Source organism: Kitasatospora sp. NPDC088861 (assembly GCF_044750105.1).
Lineage (GTDB): Bacteria > Actinomycetota > Actinomycetes > Streptomycetales > Streptomycetaceae > Kitasatospora.
Window position 1 is genome coordinate 239,932 of sequence record NZ_JBIVJF010000003.1, and the last position, 17,184, is coordinate 257,115.

A 17,184-nucleotide genomic window follows, 5' to 3' on the forward strand; every position below is an offset into this window, starting at 1 on the left:
GCGCCCGCTCAGCCGAGCTGCTGCTCGATCGCGCGCAGCTTGCGCTCCAGCGAGTCCAGCTTGGGCATCGACAGGGTGTCGTCGTCGGCCGTCAGGTCGATGGTCGAGCTGCGGTAGGACGAGCCCGAGGCCGATCCGGCGGACGAGGACGAGGAGTAGGACGACGAGTAGGACGAGGAGGACGCCGAGGAGGACGGCGCGTACGACGAGCCGACGGCGGCACGCGGGCGGCGGCCGGCGTCCAGCGCGGCCGGCTCCAGCGGGCCCGAGGCGGCCTGGTGCGAGGAGGCGGTGTCCGACTCGGCGGCTAGGGCAGGCTCCGTAGCGGTCTGGCCGTCGCCGGCAGCCGTGAGCGCGGGCACCTGGCGGCCGCCGCGGGCCCGGGCGAGCATGCCGCCCTGGCGGGAGATGGCCTTCAGCTCGGCCCGCTCGCGGCGGTCGGCCGTGCGGGCCCGCACCTTGGCGTCCAGCTTGGCCTGGCGCTCCTCGCGCACCTCCTCGACCGCCTCGTCCAGGCTGCGGACGTTCTCCAGCAGCATCAGCGACCAGGCCGCGTAGGTCTCGCGCGGGGCGCGCAGCCAGCGGACGATCCGGATCTGCGGCAGCGGGCGCGGCACGAGCCCCTGCTCGCGCAGCGCGGCCTTGCGGGTCTGCTTCAGCGCGCGGTCGAACAGGATCGCCGCCGAGATCGACATGCCGGAGAAGAACTGCGGGGCGCCGTCGTGCGACACGCCGCGCGGCGCGTGCACCCAGTTGAACCAGGCCGAGGCGATCGCGAACACCCAGACCAGCAGGCGGGAGCCGAGCGCGGCGTCACCGTGGCTGGCCTCGCGGACGGCGAGCACCGAGCAGAACATCGCGGCGCCGTCGAGGCCGAACGGGACGAGGTACTCCCAGCCGCCGGACAGCCCCAGGTTCTCCTTGCCGAAGCCCACCAGGCCGTGGAAGGACAGCGCGGCCGCGACACCGGCGCAGCAGAACAGCAGCGTGTAGGAGGAGATGCCGTAGATCATCTCCTTGCGCCGCCGACGCTCCTCGCTGCGCTCCCAGGAGTCGCCGGCCTCTTCCTTCTTCGTGTTCTTGAAACGCAGCGTCGCCAGCAGGACGGCGACGAACAGCAGGGCTGCGCCGCCGACGACGGTCCAGACCAGCTGTATGGAGGTCAGGTTCATTGCGGGTCGGGCCTCGGGTTTCCGCAGGGGACGGGTTCACAGAGCGACACAGGCGGTCAGCTCCCGGTACTCGGGTCGCGCCTGACGGTTCGTTCGTCGCCGCACGGCGTACCCGCCGCACCCGCGCAGGGGCGGACGGGACACCTGTGCGGCTAGACGATATCGCGTCCGAAGGGGCGGCATGTTACGGGAGGGGGGCTTCCTCCCGCCAATCGACCCGCCGGCCGCTCCACTCGTCGACCCGGCGGTGAGCGCCGGGGGGCCCGACGGGGTAGGGGAGGGGAAGGTTTGGGTATCCGAGGGCCGGGCTGATGCCCGATCATGGAGCGGCGGACCGTCAGATCGCCTGACGGGAGCAGGGGGAGAGGGCGGGATGGTCTCGATCTGGGAGTACCTGCGCGGGGAGCGGAACTACACCTTCGACAACCCGGGCGGTCAGCACAAGGTCATACTCACCAAGTCGACCCCGCAGCACGCGATCACCGGGTCCGCGGCCACCACCGGCTACCTCTACGTCAACCTGCACTGGACCACCCGCTCCGGGGCCGTCCGGCCGAGTGCCCGGGAACGCGCCAAGCGCCTCTTCAGCCCCCGCATCCTGCGCCCGCTGGAGCCGGACTCGGTGCAGAACGAGCAGGTCAACGTCGACCTCGACCTGGCGTGCATGTACGAACTGTCCGACGGGAGCAGCGGCGTGGTGCAGCCGCTCGGCGGCTACTTCGGCGACCTCCGGCAACCGCCGTACATCAAGCTCAGCGGCGACGACCAGTACGGGGCGCCGTCCGGCGAGACGATGTACGTCAACCTGGAGAAGAAGGACAAGTTCAAACGGCTGCTGATCTTCGTCTACATCTACGACGGCACGCCGGCCTTCGAGCAGTCCCACGCGGTGGTGACGATCGTGCCGCAGACCGGGCCGCGGATCGAGATCAAGCTGGACGAACGGGCCCGGGCGGCGCGCTCGTGCGCGGTGGTGCTGATCGAGAACGCGGGGGACAACCAGCTGACGGTGCGCCGTGAGGTGCGGTACGTCAACGGGTTCCAGGCGGACATCGACCGGCTGTACGGGTTCGGGATGCAGTGGCAGCGCGGGTACAAGAGCCAGGGCGGTTCCGACTAGGCCCCGCCCGGCCTCGGCCCTGCCCGGCCTCGGCCCTGCCCGGTCTGGTCGGAGCCGGGCGGCGGTGGTGCCCTGAGCAGGCCGGTCAGCGGGGCTGGAACTGCGGGCCCTGCGGCGGCAGGGCGAACTCCTCGCCGGTGGGCGGCTGGGCCGGGGCCTGGGCCGGTGGTTGCGCGGGGGCCTGGGCCGGCGGCTGCTGGCCGGTGCCGGCGTGCGGGTAGCCGTAGCTGCCGGGGTGCTGCTGCGGGGCGGGCTGCTGCTGGTGCGGGTAGCCGTAGCCGGTGCCCTGCTGCTGCGGGTACGGCTGGGGAGTGGGTTGCGGGTACCCGTAGCCGGTACCGGGCTGCTGCTGCGGATAGCCGTAGCCGGTGCCGGGCGGCTGCTGGGGCTGTGGCTGCTGCGGGTAGCCGTACCCGGTGCCGGGCTGGTGGGCCGGGGGTGCGGTCGGAGCCGGCGGCGCGGCCGGGGGAACGGTGGGCGGGGCGGTCGGCGGGGGCGGCACCGTGCCCGGGGCGGCCGCGGCGGGCTGCTGGGGCCGGCCCTGGGGGGTGGCCGACGGCTGCGGGACGGCCGGGGCCAGGGTGAAGGTGCCGGGCTCGGGCGGGGCGGTCGGGCGCGGGGCGGGCAGCGGGGTGCTGCGCGGGTCGACGGCGGCGGTGGGGGTGGCCGTCGAGGCCGCCGCCGGGGCCGCGTCGGCCTCCGCCTCGTCGTCGACGGTGATGCCGAAGTCGGTGGCCAGGCCGATCAGGCCGGAGGTGTAGCCCTGGCCGATCGCCCGGAACTTCCAGGCGCCGGAGCGCCGGTACAGCTCGCCCGCGACCAGGGCGGTGACGTTCTCGCCGTCGGAGATCGCGAACTCGGCGAGTGCGGGCGTGCCGTCCCCGGCCGTGGCGTCGAAGAGCAGCAGGCGCAGCCCGGGCACCGCGCGGAAGGAGCCGCCCTCGGAGGAGCCGGCCAGCACCACCCGGTCGACGTCGGCGGGCAGCTTGGCGAGTTCGACCTCGATCGTGTCGATGATCTCGGCGCCGCCGGAGGTCTGCTGCTTGGGCAGGTGGCGCACCAGGCCGGAGGGGTGTCGCGGCTGGTTGTAGAAGACGAAGTCGGCATCCGAACGGACCTTGCCGGTGGCGCCGAGCAGCAGCGCGGACGCGTCCACGTCCGGCGCACCGGGCGTGGCGCTCCAGCGCAGCACGGCGCGGACCGCCGCAGCCGGCAGTGCGATGTTGGCGCCCTTGGCCATCACGTGCGTCATAGCCGACCATCCTGCCCGTTCGCCACCCCTTCGGACAACGTGACCGGGACCGTCGGAACCAGGTCGAACTTTGCCAAGACTTGCGCTTGCCGGGGGTTTGCCGGTGCTCGACCGGTGATCAGTGATCTGGACGGCGATGTTCCGGGAGTTCAGTGCCGAGGAACCGGGGACGGCCGGAATCCGTCCGTACGATGGGCGGTCCAAGGGCCCGCCGGGGTCGGGCGGAGGGGGCCCGCCGGCGTCCGTCCGGGAACCACGGAGCCCCGTGGACCGGTTAACCATGGTGTCGCACCGCTGGATCGCGGTGTCGTCCCGCGCCGCCGCACGCCCCGGCAACGGACCGGTGGCCGTCAAACCTCTGAGGAGAGCACCTTGCGCCATTTCGGCCACCTCGCCGACGACGTACGCGGTCGCCTCTTCCTCGAACCGCCCCGGCCGTTCACCGCGCGGAGCGAGGCCGCGGTGCTGGCCACCGCCCTCGGCGGCACCCTCTACAGCCCCGCCACCCGGCCCGCGCTGGCCGCCGACATCCGCAAACAGGCTGCTCGGGGCGTGGTGTCGATGGTGCTCTGCCTGGAGGACGCGATCGCCGACCACGAGGTGGACGCGGGGGAGCGGAACCTGATCGAGCAGTTGAATGACCTGGTCAGGGATTTCACCGACTGCACACAAGGCCACCCCCTGCTCTTCATCAGAGTTCGAGCCGCCTCCCAGATCCTCGACCTGGCCGAGCGGCTCGGGCCGGCCGTCGAGCTGCTGAGCGGGTTCGTCCTGCCGAAGTTCACCACGGAGACCGGCGGCGCGTACCTGGCCGCCCTGGCCGCCGCCGAGGCCGCCACCGGGCGCCGGCTGTTCGCCATGCCCGTCCTGGAGTCACCCGAACTCGCCCACCTGGAGACCAGGCGCCAGCAGCTCTTCGGCATCGCCGACCTGCTCGCCGGGCACCGGGAGCGGGTGCTCGCCGTCCGCCTCGGCGTGACCGACCTCTGCTCCGCGTACGGCCTGCGCCGCTCGCCCGACCTCACCGCATACGACGTAGCCCTGGTCTCGGCGGTGATCGGCGACGTGGTCAACGTGCTCGGCCGGGCGGACGGCACCGGGTACACCGTCACCGGTCCGGTCTGGGAGTACTTCCCGGTCCAGGAGCGGATGTTCAAGCCGCAGCTGCGCCGCACGCCGTTCGCCGAGGCCCCCGGGACGGCCCGGGCCTCCGGCGAGGAGGTCCGCCGGCGGATCATCGAGCACGACCTGGACGGGCTGATCCGGGAGGTCGAGCTCGACCGGGCCAACGGCCTGCTCGGCAAGACCTGCATCCACCCCAGCCACGTCCCCGCCGTGCACGCCCTCTCGGTGGTCACGCACGAGGAGTACTGCGACGCCCGGGACATCCTCCGGCAGGAGCGGGACGGCGGCGGGGTCCTGCGCTCGGCGTACACCAACAAGATGAACGAGGCCCGGCCGCACCGGGCCTGGGCGGAGCGGGTGTTGCTGCGGGCGGAGGTGTTCGGGGTGGCCCGGGAGGACGTGAGCTTCGCGGAGCTGCTCGCGGCCTGCCTGTGCGGGGGGTGAGGGGGTGAGGGGGCTGCGCGCGGCTGAGGGGGCTGTCCGCGGCTGACCCGAACGGCCCCACCGATCCGACCCATCCGGCCGATCCGACCGATCCAACCGATCCGAAGACCGCACCACCGCACCATGCGAAGGCAGGACCAGCAGTGACAGCACAGCAGACGTGGACCGGCCGTTGGGTCGCCGACCGGGCCGGCATCGCCCTGACCGGATCGGACCGCCTCCCCGAACTCGTGGGCCTGGCCCTGCGTTCCCAGAACCCGAAGCGCGCCCACCTGCTGGTCTCCACCGTGCTCGGCAAGCACGTCCCGCAGCGGCCCGCGGTCGTCCACGGCGTTGGGCTCGAACTCGGCCGGCAGGTCCGCGAGTTGCTCGGCGACGAGGCCGCCGCGCGGGCCGTCGTCCTCGGCTACGCGGAGACGGCCACCGGCCTCGGCCACAGCGTCGCCGACGGCCTCGACGCCCCGTACCTGCACTCCACCCGCCGCCCGGTGGCCGGCGTGCCCCCACTCGGCGGCTTCGAGGAGGAGCACTCGCACGCCACCTCGCACCTGCTGCTCCCCGCCGATCCCGAGCTCCTCACCGGTGACGGCCCGTTGGTGCTGGTCGACGACGAGTTCTCGACCGGCCGCACGGTCCTCAACACCATCCGCGAACTGCACGCCCGCCACCCCCGCGACCACTACGTCGTCGTCGCCCTGGTCGACCTGCGCTCCACCGCCGACCGCCGCCGACTCGCCGACACCGCCGCCGAACTCGGCGTCCGGCTCGACCTGGTGGCCACCGCCAGCGGCGCCGTCCAGCTGCCCGCGGACGTCCTGGACCGCGCCGAGCGGCTGATAGCCGAGGCCGCCCCCGCCCCCGCCGCGCCCCCCGGACCGCCCGCACCGCTCGCCCGGGTCGACCTGGACTGGCCCGCCGGGCTCCCCGACGGCGGCCGGCACGGGTTCACCGCCCGCGACCGCGTCCGACTGGACGCCGCCCTGCCCCGCCTGGCCGCACAGCTGGCCGACGCACTGCCCGCTACGGCGCGGCGCGTGCTGGTCCTCGGCTTCGAGGAACTGATGTACGCCCCGCTGAGGCTGGCCGGCGCACTCGCCGACCGGCTGGGCGGCGACCGCGTCCGCTACTCCACCACCACCCGCTCGCCCGTCCTCGCCGTGGACGACCCCGGCTACGCCATCCGCACCCGCCTCGCCTTCCCCGCCCACGACGACCCGCAGGACGACGCTTCGCGCGAGCGCTACGCCTACAACGTCGCCCCCGGCAGCGACCCGGCCCGCCGGTTCGACGCGGTCGTGCTGGTGGTCGACGACGTCGCCGACACCCCCGCCCTGCGCGAGGGCGAGCGCGCCCTGCTCGGCCAGCTGCGGCAGGTCACCGACCAGGTGGTGCTCGCGGTGCTGCCCTCCCACAGGCCTTCCCCCCGGCCGTCTGGGCTGCCGTCCCCGTTGTACGGCCCGGCGTTCTCCTCCTACCGGCCCGACGAGGTGGCCTGGCTGCTCAAGGACCTCTCCGGCGTCCCGCTCGAAGCCCCCACCGAGGAGCGCGAGGAGGCCGTCCAGAACGGCGGCGCGCACTACGCCGAATCGCTGCCGGTCGAGTACCAGCCCAGCCCCGAGTACCAGGAGCTGTTCCACCAGGCGCTGCGCGCCTCCGCCCGCCGCATCGCGCTCGCCGCCGGCACCGTCGCCGAGACCCTGCTGCGCGAGCGCGGCCCCGGCCTGGTGCTCGCCTCGCTGGCCCGGGCCGGCACGCCCGTCGGCATCCTGATCCGCCGCTGGCTCGCCCACGCCCACGGACTCGACACCCCGCACTACGCCGTCTCCATCGTCCGCGGCCGCGGCATCGACCCGGTAGCCCTGCGCTACCTGGCCGCCCACCACCGCGCCGGCGACGTGGTCTTCGTCGACGGCTGGACCGGCAAGGGCGCGATCAGCCGCGAACTCGCCGAGGCCCTGGCCGGCACCGGATTCGACCCGGACCTCGCCGTCCTCGCCGACCCCGGCCGCTGCGCGCGCACCTACGGCACCCGGGACGACTTCCTGATCCCCTCCGCCTGCCTCAACTCCACCGTCTCCGGCCTGGTCTCGCGCACCGTGCTGCGGCCCGGCCTGATCGGCCCGGACGACTTCCACGGCGCCAAGTACTACGCCGAACTGGCCGGCGCGGACGTCTCCGCCGCCTTCCTCGACACCGTGGCCGACCACTTCGACGCCGTCCGCCCGGAGGCCGTCGCCGCCGCCGACCGGCTGCCCACCGCCCCGGACCGCGCGCCCGACTGGGCCGGCTGGGCCGCCGTCGAGCGGATCAGCACCGAGTACGGCATCGACAGCGTCAACCTGGTCAAGCCCGGCGTCGGCGAGACCACCCGGGTGCTGCTGCGCCGCGTCCCCTGGCGGGTCCTCGCCCGGCGCGGCGCCGGCGCCGACCTCGACCACGTCCGGCTGCTCGCCGCCCAGCGCGGCGTCGAGGTCGAGGAGGTGGACGGCCTGCCGTACTCCTGCGTCGGCCTCATCCACCCCCGCTACAGTCGGGGAGCGACCGGGGCCTCCGGTAGGACCGTTGTGGTGAAGGAGTCCTGATGAACGCCGATGTTCTCGTCGCCAGCGACCTCGACCGGACGCTCGTCTACTCCAACCGGGCCCTCGCCCTGGACGTCCCCGACCGGCTCGCGCCCCGGCTGCTCTCCGTCGAGGTGCACGACGGCAAGGCGCTCTCGTTCATGACCGAACAGGCCGCCGCGCTGCTCGCCGAACTCGTCCGGCAGGCCTGGTTCGTCCCCGCCACCACCCGCACCCTCGCCCAGTACGAGCGGATCAACCTGCCCGGCCCGACGCCCGGTTGGGTCCCCGCGTACGCGATCTGCGGCAACGGCGGGCACCTGCTCGTCGACGGCGTGCCCGACCAGGACTGGCGCACCGAGATCACCGCGCGGCTCGCCTCCGGTGCGGCCCCGCTGGAGGAGGTCGTCCGGCAGCTCGCCCTGAGCGCCGACCCGGAGTGGACGCACAAGCGCCGCGTCGCCGACGGGCTGTTCGCCTACCTCGTCGTCGAGCGCGCCGCGCTGCCCGTCGGCTGGCTCGACGAGCTGACCGGCTGGTGCGCCGAACGCGGCTGGACGGTCTCGCTCCAGGGCCGCAAGGTCTACGCCGTCCCCGCGCCGCTCAGCAAGAGCGCCGCCCTCGCCGAAGCCGTCCGGCGCACCGGCGCGAGCACCGTGCTCGCGGCCGGTGACTCGCTGCTCGACGCCGACCTGCTGCTCGCCGCCGACGCCGCCTGGCGGCCCGGGCACGGCGAACTCGCCGACGGCGGCTGGACCGCCCCCGGCGTCACCGCCCTCGACGAGGTGGGGGTGGCGGCGGGGGAGGAGATCGTCCGACGGTTCCTCGCCCGGGTGGCCGCCGCTTCCGTCGCCCCCGCCGCCCCCGTCGTCGCTTCCTGAGCGGAAGCGGGAGCGGTCAGCCGCAGCAGCCGCCGCCGCAACAGCCCCCTCCGCCACCACCGTTGCCGGAGGGGGCCTGGCGCGGGGCGCCGCCCGAAGCGGAGCCGGTGACGGCGACGGCGGACAGCAGCTTCACGGTGTCCTCGTGGCCCTGCGGGCAGACGGCGGGGGCGCCGGCCTGCGCCATCGGGCGGCGGAGTTCGAAGGTGGCGCCGCAGGAGCGGCAGCGGAAGTCGTAGCGTGGCATACCGGCAGGGTACCCAGGCGGTGCCCTGCCGGCGCCCTACCGGTGTCCTATCGGTGGGTGCTGCCGGTGTCCTGCCCGGCCGGCGCTACCGGTACTACCGGCGCTACCGGTACTACCGGCGCTACCGGCGCTACCGGTGCCCGCCCAGATCGCCGCGGATCAGCCCGATCACCTGCGCCGCCGTCTCCCGCACGCCCGCCAGCTCGGTCAGGAAGTGCCAGTAGTCGGGGTGCCGGCCGGCCGCCTCCAGGGTGGCCACGGCCCGGTCCAGCCGCGCCACCGCCTCGTCCAGCGGGGCGGCGTGCCGCGGGTCCGGCGCGCTGCGGCCCGTCATCGCCAGCCGCTGCGCGTCGCGCAGGGCGAACCGGGCCCGCTCCACCTCCCGGTGCGGGTCGTGCTGCACCTCGTTCAGCTGCCGCAGCCGCTCGTTCACCGCGACCACCGACCCGTCCGCGGTGTCCAACAGCGCGCGCACCGTACCGATGGCGCCCGTCGCGTCCGCCCAGCGCTGCTCGTCCCGGGCCCGGGCGGCCTCGGCGAGCTTGCGCTCCGCCGCCCGCCCGGTCTCCGCGACCTGCTCCGACACCCGCTGGAGGTCCTGCCAGCAGGCCGCGCTGAACCGGCGGCGCAGTTCGCTCAGCGCCGGCTCGACCGTCTCCGCCTTGGTCTCCAGCGCCTGGATCCGGGTCCGCAGGCTCGCCACCCGCCGGTCGATCTCCCGTGCCCGCTCCGGCAGTTGACCGGCGTCGGCCGCGATCGCCTCGGCGCGCCGGCCCACCTCGTCCGCGCGCCGCAGCGTCGGCGCCACCCCGTGCCGGGCCGGCCCCTCGTTCAGCAGCCCGAGCTCCGGCGCCAGTTCGGCCAGCCGGGCCGCCAGGTCGTCCGCCCGCAGCCCGGCGCCGCGCACCGCGTCCAGCGCGTTGCTCGCCTGGAGCAGCGCGCGCTTCGCCTGCTCCACCGCCGGGGTGACCCGCATCAACTGCTGCTCGGCGCGCTGGAGGGTCGGCTGAAGCCGCTGGAGGAAGTCGTTCAGCTCCGCCCGGGCCGAGCCGAGCTGCCCCTTCACGTCCTCCAACTGCCGCCGGGCCCGCGCCGCGGTGCCGGCGTCCAGCGCCTCGTCGTCCAGGTTGTACGCGTCCAGCGCGCCCAGGTAGTTCACGGTGACCTGGTCCACCCGGCCGGTGATCCCCTCCAGATCCGCCAGCGCCCGGCGGGCCGTCGCCTCGTCCTCGGCCGCCCGGACGGTCTCCACCGCCAACTGCACCTCGCGCTGCGTCGAGTCCAGCTCGTAGAACGCCTCCTGCGCGGCGTCCCGGGCCGCCTTGGCGTCCGCCCGCACACCCTCCCCGCCGCGCCGGCCCCACCAGCCGCCCGTCCCGGCCGAGGCCAGCCCCAGCGCACCCAGCGCACCCGCCAGCACCACCGGCACCACCAGTGCGTCGGCCAGCGCACTCCCCGCCCGACGCCGCCCCCGCCCGCTCCCGCCGGCCACCGTCACTGCGCGCTCCCTGCTCCGACCCGCTGATCCACCCCCATTCTTCCCGATCGCCCCACCGCACCGGCACCCCCACCCGCCCCACTCCCCGACCACCCGCACCACAGCACCCCCCGGGACCAGGTACCCTAGGCAGTCGTCGTGCCCCCACCGGGCCGCGACAGGGGGCGCGTAGCTCAGTGGTAGAGCGCTGCTCTTACAAAGCAGATGTCGGCGGTTCGAAACCGTCCGCGCCCACCACCGTTCGGAGGGCCGGTCCCGGGAGACATGTCTCCCGGGACCGGCCCTCCGTCGTTTCCCGGGCCGCTCCGTCGGTGCGGTCGACGGGGCGGGGGAGTTGGGGGGTGCCGTCAGGGGGCGGGGCTCGGGAGGCGGGGTGGGGCGGGTTGTGTTTGGGTGGCTGCACACCGCTTGGGAGAGGTGATCCTCCGTGACCATGCCACCGTTCGGATCGAGCGATCCGTTCTCCGATCTACTCAGCCGCTTCTTCGGGATGAGTCCGATGGCCTCCCCGCCCGCCGTGCAGCGGGTGCCGATCGGGCGGTTGCTGAGCGAGTCCTCGCAGGAGCTGCTGGGGCTGGCCGCGCACCGGGCCGGCGAGGACGGGACCAGCGACCTCGACACCGGGCACCTGGCCTGGGCGGCCACCCGGGTGGAGCCGTCGCGCCGGATGCTGGAGCGGGCGGGGATCGACCCGGACCAGCTGGCCGGTGACCTGGAGCGGTCGCTGCCGTCCGGGGACCCGGCGGCGGTGGACGGCGGGCAGCCCGCGCTGACGCCGTCGGCCAAGCGTGCGCTGCTGGCGGCGCACGCCCGTTCGCAGGCGGCCGGGGCCTCGTACATCGGGCCGGAGCACATCCTCGGCGCGCTGCTGGACCAGGAGCGGTCCGGGGCGGGGACGGCGCTGCGCAACGCGGCGCCCTCGCAGGAGGCGCTGAAGACGGTGCTGGAGGGGCGCGGCGTCGGCGGCGAGCGCAGCAGCACGGGCGCGCACCCGAGCGAGACGCCGACGCTGGACGAGTACGGGCTGGACCTCACCGAGGCGGCGCGCTCGGGCCGGCTGGACCCGGTGGTCGGGCGGGCCGAGGAGATCGAGCAGACCGTCGAGATCCTCTCCCGCCGGACCAAGAACAACCCGGTGCTGATCGGCGAGCCGGGTGTCGGCAAGACCGCGATCGTGGAGGGGCTGGCGCAGCGGATCGTCTCCGGGGACGTGCCGCAGAGCCTGCGGGACAAGCGGGTCGTCACCCTCGACCTGACCGCCCTGGTGGCCGGCTCCAAGTACCGGGGCGAGTTCGAGGAGCGGCTGAAGAAGGTGATCGACGAGGTCACGGCGGCCGAGAAGAGCGTGATCCTGTTTCTGGACGAGCTGCACACCGTGGTCGGCGCGGGTTCCGGCGGCGAGGGGTCGATGGACGCCGGCAACATCCTCAAGCCGGCGCTGGCACGCGGCGAACTGAGCGTGGTCGGCGCGACGACGCTGGACGAGTACCGCAAGCACGTGGAGAAGGACGCCGCGCTGGAGCGCCGCTTCCAGCCGGTGCTGGTGCCCGAGCCGAGCGTCGAGGAGACGATCGAGATCCTGCGGGGGCTGCGGGACGCGTACGAGGCGCACCACCAGGTGCGGTTCACCGACGAGGCGCTGGACGCGGCGGCGACGCTGTCCGACCGGTACGTCAGCGACCGCTTCCTGCCGGACAAGGCGATCGACCTGCTGGACCAGGCCGGCGCCCGGGTGCGGCTGCGCAGCCTGAGCGGCTCGACCGAGGCGACCGGGGTGCAGGACCGGATCACCAAGCTGAAGCGGGAGTTGGACGAGGCCGTCGCGGACGAGGAGTTCGTGCGGGCGGCCAACCTGAAGGCCGAGCTGCGGCAGACCGAGGACGAGCTGGCGGCCGTCGCCGAGTCCCGCGAGGAGGTCGTCGACGTGACCGCCGACGACATCGCGCAGGTGCTGTCGTCCCGGACCGGCATCCCGGTCGCGGAGTTGAACGCGACCGAGCGGGAGCGGCTGCTCAAGCTGGAGGAGCACCTGCACGAGAAGGTGATCGGCCAGGACGAGGCGGTCACCGCGGTCGCCCAGGCGGTGCGCCGCGGCCGGGCCGGGATGGGCGACCCGGACCGGCCGACCGGCTCCTTCCTCTTCCTCGGGCCGACCGGCGTGGGCAAGACCGAGCTGGCGAAGGCGCTGGCGGCGCTGCTGTTCGGCGACCCGGACCGGATGATCCGCTTCGACATGAGCGAGTTCCAGGAGAAGCACACCGTCTCCCGGCTGGTCGGCTCCCCGCCCGGGTACGTCGGCTACGACGAGGCCGGGCAGCTGACCGAGGCCGTCCGCCGCAAGCCGTACAGCGTGCTGCTCTTCGACGAGGTGGAGAAGGCGCACCCGGACGTCTTCAACCTGCTGCTCCAGGTGCTGGACGACGGGCGGCTGACCGACGCCCAGGGGCGGACGGTCGACTTCCGCAACACCGTGGTGATCATGACCAGCAACATCGGCTCGCAGCGCATCCTCGACCACGCCGGGAACGTGGACGAGATCCGCGACGACCTGATGCGCGACCTGCGCCAGCAGTTCCGGCCGGAGTTCCTGAACCGGATCGACGAGGTGATCGTCTTCCACGCGCTCACCCGGAAGGACCTGCTGTCGGTGGTCGACCTGCTGCTGGAGCGCAGCCGGCGCCGGCTCAAGGCGCAGGACGTGCAGTTGGAGGTCACCGAGGCGGCCAAGGAGTGGCTGGTCAACCGCGGGTACCAGCCGGAGTTCGGGGCCCGGCCGCTGCGCCGGACGATCCAGTCGGAGCTGGACAACCGGGTGTCCAACCTGCTGCTGGACGGCACGGTGCAGGAGGGCGACACGCTGATCGCGGAGGTGAGCGACGGCGACCTGGTGGTCACGCTCGCCCGGCCGGAGGCGTCGGCGACCTTCGAGGAGGCGCAGGAGAAGGCGGGGGAGAAGGCGGGGGAGGCCTGACCCCTCGGCGATCGCCCTGCCCCGCCGCCGGACGGTCAGGCGGCGGGGCAGGGCGCACCTACGCCTGCGGGAAGACCTCGCGCAGCAGCGGCTCCGGCAGCCCGCGCTTGCGCCACTCGCGCGGGTAGCCGAGCGAGACCTCCTCGAACGGGACACCGTCGTAGCTGGTCTTGCGGGGGATGTGCAGATGGCCGTAGATCATCGCCGCGGTGTTGAAGCGGCGGTGCCAGTCCGCGGTCAGTTCGGTGCCGCACCACTGGGCGAACTCGGGGTACCAGAGGATCTCGGTCGGGTGGCGGACCAGCGGGTAGTGGTTGACCAGGACGAGCGGTACGTCCGGGTCGCAGGCCGCCAGCCGCTGCTCGGTCAGCCGGACGCGCTCGCGGCACCAGGAGTCGCGGTCCGGGAACGGGTCCGGGTGGAGCATCCGCTCGTCCGCGCAGACGATGCCGCTCTCGTAGGCGGCCGCCAGGGACTCCTCCTTGGTGGTCGTGCCCGGCGCGCGGAAGGAGTAGTCGTACAGGAGGAAGAGCGGGGCGATGCGGACCGGTCCGCCGGCGCCCTGCCAGAGCGGGTACGGGTCCTCGGGGGTCAGCACGCCGAGGCTCCGGCAGAGGTCGACCAGGTGGTCGTAGCGGGCCACGCCGCGCAGCTGCACCGGGTCCTCGGGGTGGGTCCACAGCTCGTGGTTGCCGGGGGCCCACACCACGCGGGCGAAGCGTTCGGCGAGTAGCCCGAGCGCCCACTCGATGCTGGTGGTGAGCTCGGCGACGTCTCCGGCGACGAGCAGCCAGTCGTCGGGGCTGGTGGGCCGGAGCTTCTCCACGAGGTCGCGGTTCTCCTGGTAGGAGATGTGCAGGTCGCTCACGGCGAGCAACCGCCCACCCGCCCCCGTGGGCTCCGACGGCGCGTCGCTGCGGTACTCGGTAGTCACTCCTGCCCCCTGTGGTCACCCGTCCGATGTCGCCACAGTACGTGGCGGACGGGGGCCGTGGGGCGGGTTGACGCGATCGGCGGTGCGAAGGGAGGGGCCGGCGCACCGCCGCCACCGCGCGAACGAGCCATTGCGGCCGAAGTGCTTTCTTGGTGTCGTCTTGACTCTTGACAGTGAGTCATGTCCGCGACAGCTTTGGTGCACCCCCACACCGAGAGGTCTCTCATGAAGAAGCCGCTCATAGGCATGCTCGCCACCGTCCTGGTCGCCGGAGCAACCGCCCTCGCCGGCGCCCTCCCGGCCCAGGCCGCCACCGCGGAGGCCCCCGCCGCCGTGTCCGTCGCGGCCCGGGACGGCCAGTCCCTGAGCGACCAGGCCCAGGTCACCGACACCAAGGCGGCCCCCCGCGCCGTCAACTTCGCCGGGACGGTGGCGCTCAACAACTGTTCCGGTTCGCTGGTCCGGATGCCAGGCTCGGCCGCGAGCGACCCGGCCCTCGTCCTGTCCAACGGCCACTGCCTGGAGTCCGGCATGCCCGGCCCCGGTGAGGTGATCCTCAACCAGCCCTCCAGCCGGACCTTCACCCTCCTCAGCTCCAGCGGCAGCGGGCTCGGCACCCTGCGCGCGACCAAGGTGGTCTACGGCGCCATGACCGACACCGACGTGTCGATCTACCAGCTGAACACCAGCTACGCCTCGATCCAGTCCCGGTACGGGATCGCCCCGCTGACCATCTCCGCCGCCCACCCCACGCAGGGCACCTCGATCAAGGTCGTCTCGGGTTACTGGAAGAAGATCTACTCCTGCTCGATCGACGGCTTCGCCTACCAGTTGAACGAGGCCGACTGGACCTTCAAGGACTCGGTCCGCTACACCTCCGGCTGCAACGTGATCGGCGGCACCTCCGGCTCGCCGGTGGTGGACGCGAACACCGGGCAGGTGGTCGCGGTCAACAACACGATCAACGAGAACGGCGAGTCCTGCACCCTCGACAACCCGTGTGAGGTCGACGAGAACGGCTCGGTGACGGTGCACCAGGGCATCGGCTACGCCCAGGAGACCTACGGCATCCCGGCCTGCTTCGCCGCCGGCAACCGGTTCGACCTCACCCTGCCCGGCTGCACCCTGGTCCGGCCCTGACTCGACCGTCGGGACGGCCCTGACTCGACCGTCGGGACGGCCCTGACTCGACCGTCGCGAAGGCCCTGACCTGACCGTCGGGACGGCCCTGACCCGACCTGACCTGACCGCCACCCCGCGCTCGACCGTCACGACGTGACGGAACCGGGGCGACCCCGCTGACCAGCACCGATCCCCGATGGGCCACCCGCGAACGGCGGGTGGCCCATTCGGCCGTCCACCGGGCGGCCGCCGCACCACCCGCGCCGCGCTGTCGTCCCGACAGGGCGGCAGTCATATCCGTGTGACCAATGGAGAGTTGATGACCACCACGCTGCGAAGGCTGCTGGTTTCCGTCCTGCTGATACCGCTGCTCGCGCTCGGCGGCCTGGCGACCCCGGCGCTGGCCGCCGGTGCCCAGGGCGCCGACGCCGCCGGGGCCGCCCACGGCCGGAGCCCCGCCGACGACCCGAATGCCGACATCAAGGACCGGCTGGCGGCGATCCCCGGGGTGACGATCACCGAGGAGAAGCCGACCACCACCGGCCACCGCTACTTCCTGCTCACCTACACCCAGCCGATCGACCACTTCCGCCCCTGGCTGGGCACCTTCCAGCAGCGCTTCAGCGTGCTGCACCGGGGCTACGACCGCCCGACCGTCTTCTACACCAACGGCTACACGTTGGGCACCAACCCGTCCCGCACCGAGCCGACCCGGCTGGTGGACGGCAACCAGGTGTCCATCGAGTACCGGTACTTCACCCCGTCGCGCCCCGAGCCGGCGGACTGGTCCAAGGCCGGCATCCGCCAGCAGGCCGCCGACTCGCACCGGCTGGTGACCGCGCTCAAGCGGATCTACCAGCAGGAGTGGCTCTCCACCGGCGCCAGCAAGGGCGGCATGTCCTCCACCTACTTCCGCCGCTTCTACCCGGACGACGTCGCGGGCACGATCGCGTACGTGGCGCCGAACAACACCGACGTCAACGACTACGCGGCCTACACCAACTTCTTCCGTACCGTCGGCACCCCCGAGTGCCGGGCCGCGCTGAACGCCGCCCAGCGCGAGCTGCTGGTGCGCCGCGACCGCCTGGAGACCCGCTACGTGGCCGACAACAAGGCCGCCGGCTCGACCTTCAACACCCTCGGCACGCCGGACCGGGCGTACGAGGCGGGCGTGCTCGACGTGGTCTGGGCGTTCTGGCAGTACAGCACCGAGGCGGACTGCGCCAAGGTCCCGGCCGCGGCCACCGCGACCGACGACGCGCTGTACGCGTGGTTCGACTCGCAGTCCGGCATCACCGGCAACAGCGACCAGTCGCTGGCGAAGTACACCGCGTACTACTACCAGGCCGCGACCGAGCTGGGTGCGCCGTTCTTCGACGTCTCGCACCTCAAGGGCGTGCTGCACTACGACTACAAGGAGCTGTACTCGGCCCGGTCGTACGTGCCGAAGGAGATCCCGATCTCCTTCAACCCGAACGCGATGCGGGACATCGACCGCTGGGTGAAGCACGACGCCGAGCGGATCATCTACGTCTACGGCGGCAACGACCCGTGGGGCGCCAAGCCGTTCAAGCTCGGCCGGGGCAGTGACGACAGCTACGTCTACACCGTGCCGGGCGGCAACCACGGCTCCAACATCGGCCAGCTGCCGGCCGCGCAGTCGGCGGAGGCGACCGCCAAGGTGCTGGAGTGGGCCGGCCTGGGCGACCAGGACGCCGCCCGCTCGCTCGGCAAGAAGCAGCAGATCCCGCCGTTCGGCCCGCTCGACGAGGAGGGCCTGAAGCTGGAGTCGCAGCGCCACCCGCTGTAGCGCGCCACCCGCTGTAACCGGCAGGCCGTGACACCGTGTGACGCCTT

12 protein-coding genes and 1 tRNA gene are annotated in these 17,184 nt (G+C 73.3%); 8 read left to right on the forward strand and 5 right to left on the reverse strand.

The annotated features are described in order from the left end of the window. Positions 1–8: 8 nt before the first annotated feature. Positions 9–1,172: a DUF2637 domain-containing protein gene (locus tag ACIP37_RS07855; RefSeq protein ID WP_400805447.1), complete on the reverse strand. Its 1,164-nt coding sequence runs from the start codon at positions 1,170–1,172 to the stop codon at positions 9–11. A 373-nt stretch (positions 1,173–1,545) separates the two neighbouring features. On the opposite strand from ACIP37_RS07855, the gene ACIP37_RS07860 reads away from it, so the two are divergent. Then, positions 1,546–2,292 (forward strand): Tellurium resistance, encoded by a 747-nt coding sequence (locus tag ACIP37_RS07860; protein WP_350878113.1) that lies wholly within the window; start codon positions 1,546–1,548, stop codon positions 2,290–2,292. An 85-nt stretch (positions 2,293–2,377) separates the two neighbouring features. Here ACIP37_RS07860 and ACIP37_RS07865 read toward each other — a convergent pair whose 3' ends face one another. Then, positions 2,378–3,544 (reverse strand): TerD family protein, encoded by a 1,167-nt coding sequence (locus ACIP37_RS07865; RefSeq protein WP_400805449.1) that lies wholly within the window; start codon positions 3,542–3,544, stop codon positions 2,378–2,380. A gap of 372 nt (positions 3,545–3,916) precedes the next feature. Between ACIP37_RS07865 and ACIP37_RS07870 the strand changes: the two genes are divergently transcribed. The 3 genes from ACIP37_RS07870 (at position 3,917) to ACIP37_RS07880 (ending at position 8,555) form a co-directional block, all read left to right on the forward strand. Next, the gene (locus ACIP37_RS07870; protein ID WP_400805451.1) at positions 3,917–5,113 is read left to right on the forward strand and encodes an HpcH/HpaI aldolase/citrate lyase family protein; all 1,197 of its coding nucleotides are present in this window, start codon (positions 3,917–3,919) and stop codon (positions 5,111–5,113) included. 143 nt (positions 5,114–5,256) lie between these two features. Continuing rightward, on the forward strand, positions 5,257–7,695 hold the full coding sequence (locus ACIP37_RS07875) for a phosphoribosyltransferase (protein ID WP_400805453.1): 2,439 nt from the start codon (positions 5,257–5,259) through the stop codon (positions 7,693–7,695). Continuing rightward, the gene (locus tag ACIP37_RS07880) at positions 7,695–8,555 is read left to right on the forward strand and encodes an HAD family hydrolase (protein WP_400805455.1); all 861 of its coding nucleotides are present in this window, start codon (positions 7,695–7,697) and stop codon (positions 8,553–8,555) included. Before ACIP37_RS07875 ends, ACIP37_RS07880 begins: the two co-directional genes overlap by 1 nt. A gap of 16 nt (positions 8,556–8,571) precedes the next feature. On the opposite strand, the gene ACIP37_RS07885 is transcribed toward ACIP37_RS07880, so the two are convergent. Continuing rightward, complete coding sequence (locus ACIP37_RS07885) at positions 8,572–8,802, reverse strand: zinc ribbon domain-containing protein (RefSeq protein ID WP_063347431.1); 231 nt, start codon at positions 8,800–8,802, stop codon at positions 8,572–8,574. Positions 8,803–8,932: 130 nt separating this feature from the next. Continuing rightward, the gene (locus ACIP37_RS07890; RefSeq protein ID WP_400805457.1) at positions 8,933–10,300 is read right to left on the reverse strand and encodes a hypothetical protein; all 1,368 of its coding nucleotides are present in this window, start codon (positions 10,298–10,300) and stop codon (positions 8,933–8,935) included. Positions 10,301–10,462: 162 nt separating this feature from the next. Here ACIP37_RS07890 and ACIP37_RS07895 point away from each other — a divergent pair. Both ACIP37_RS07895 and ACIP37_RS07900 read left to right on the forward strand, forming a co-directional pair. Beyond that, positions 10,463–10,537: transfer RNA gene (locus ACIP37_RS07895), tRNA-Val, on the forward strand. 196 nt (positions 10,538–10,733) lie between these two features. Then, positions 10,734–13,271 (forward strand): ATP-dependent Clp protease ATP-binding subunit, encoded by a 2,538-nt coding sequence (locus tag ACIP37_RS07900; protein ID WP_400805693.1) that lies wholly within the window; start codon positions 10,734–10,736, stop codon positions 13,269–13,271. 58 nt (positions 13,272–13,329) lie between these two features. Here the strand turns inward: ACIP37_RS07900 and ACIP37_RS07905 are convergent, their stop codons facing one another. Then, positions 13,330–14,205: a metallophosphoesterase gene (locus tag ACIP37_RS07905; protein ID WP_350878102.1), complete on the reverse strand. Its 876-nt coding sequence runs from the start codon at positions 14,203–14,205 to the stop codon at positions 13,330–13,332. Positions 14,206–14,430: 225 nt separating this feature from the next. On the opposite strand from ACIP37_RS07905, the gene ACIP37_RS07910 reads away from it, so the two are divergent. Next, on the forward strand, positions 14,431–15,345 hold the full coding sequence (locus ACIP37_RS07910) for a serine protease (protein WP_363580728.1): 915 nt from the start codon (positions 14,431–14,433) through the stop codon (positions 15,343–15,345). 301 nt (positions 15,346–15,646) lie between these two features. After that, positions 15,647–17,137, forward strand: coding sequence for a S28 family serine protease (locus tag ACIP37_RS07915; protein ID WP_363580730.1), 1,491 nt, complete (start codon positions 15,647–15,649; stop codon positions 17,135–17,137). The last annotated feature ends 47 nt before the right edge of the window (positions 17,138–17,184 follow it).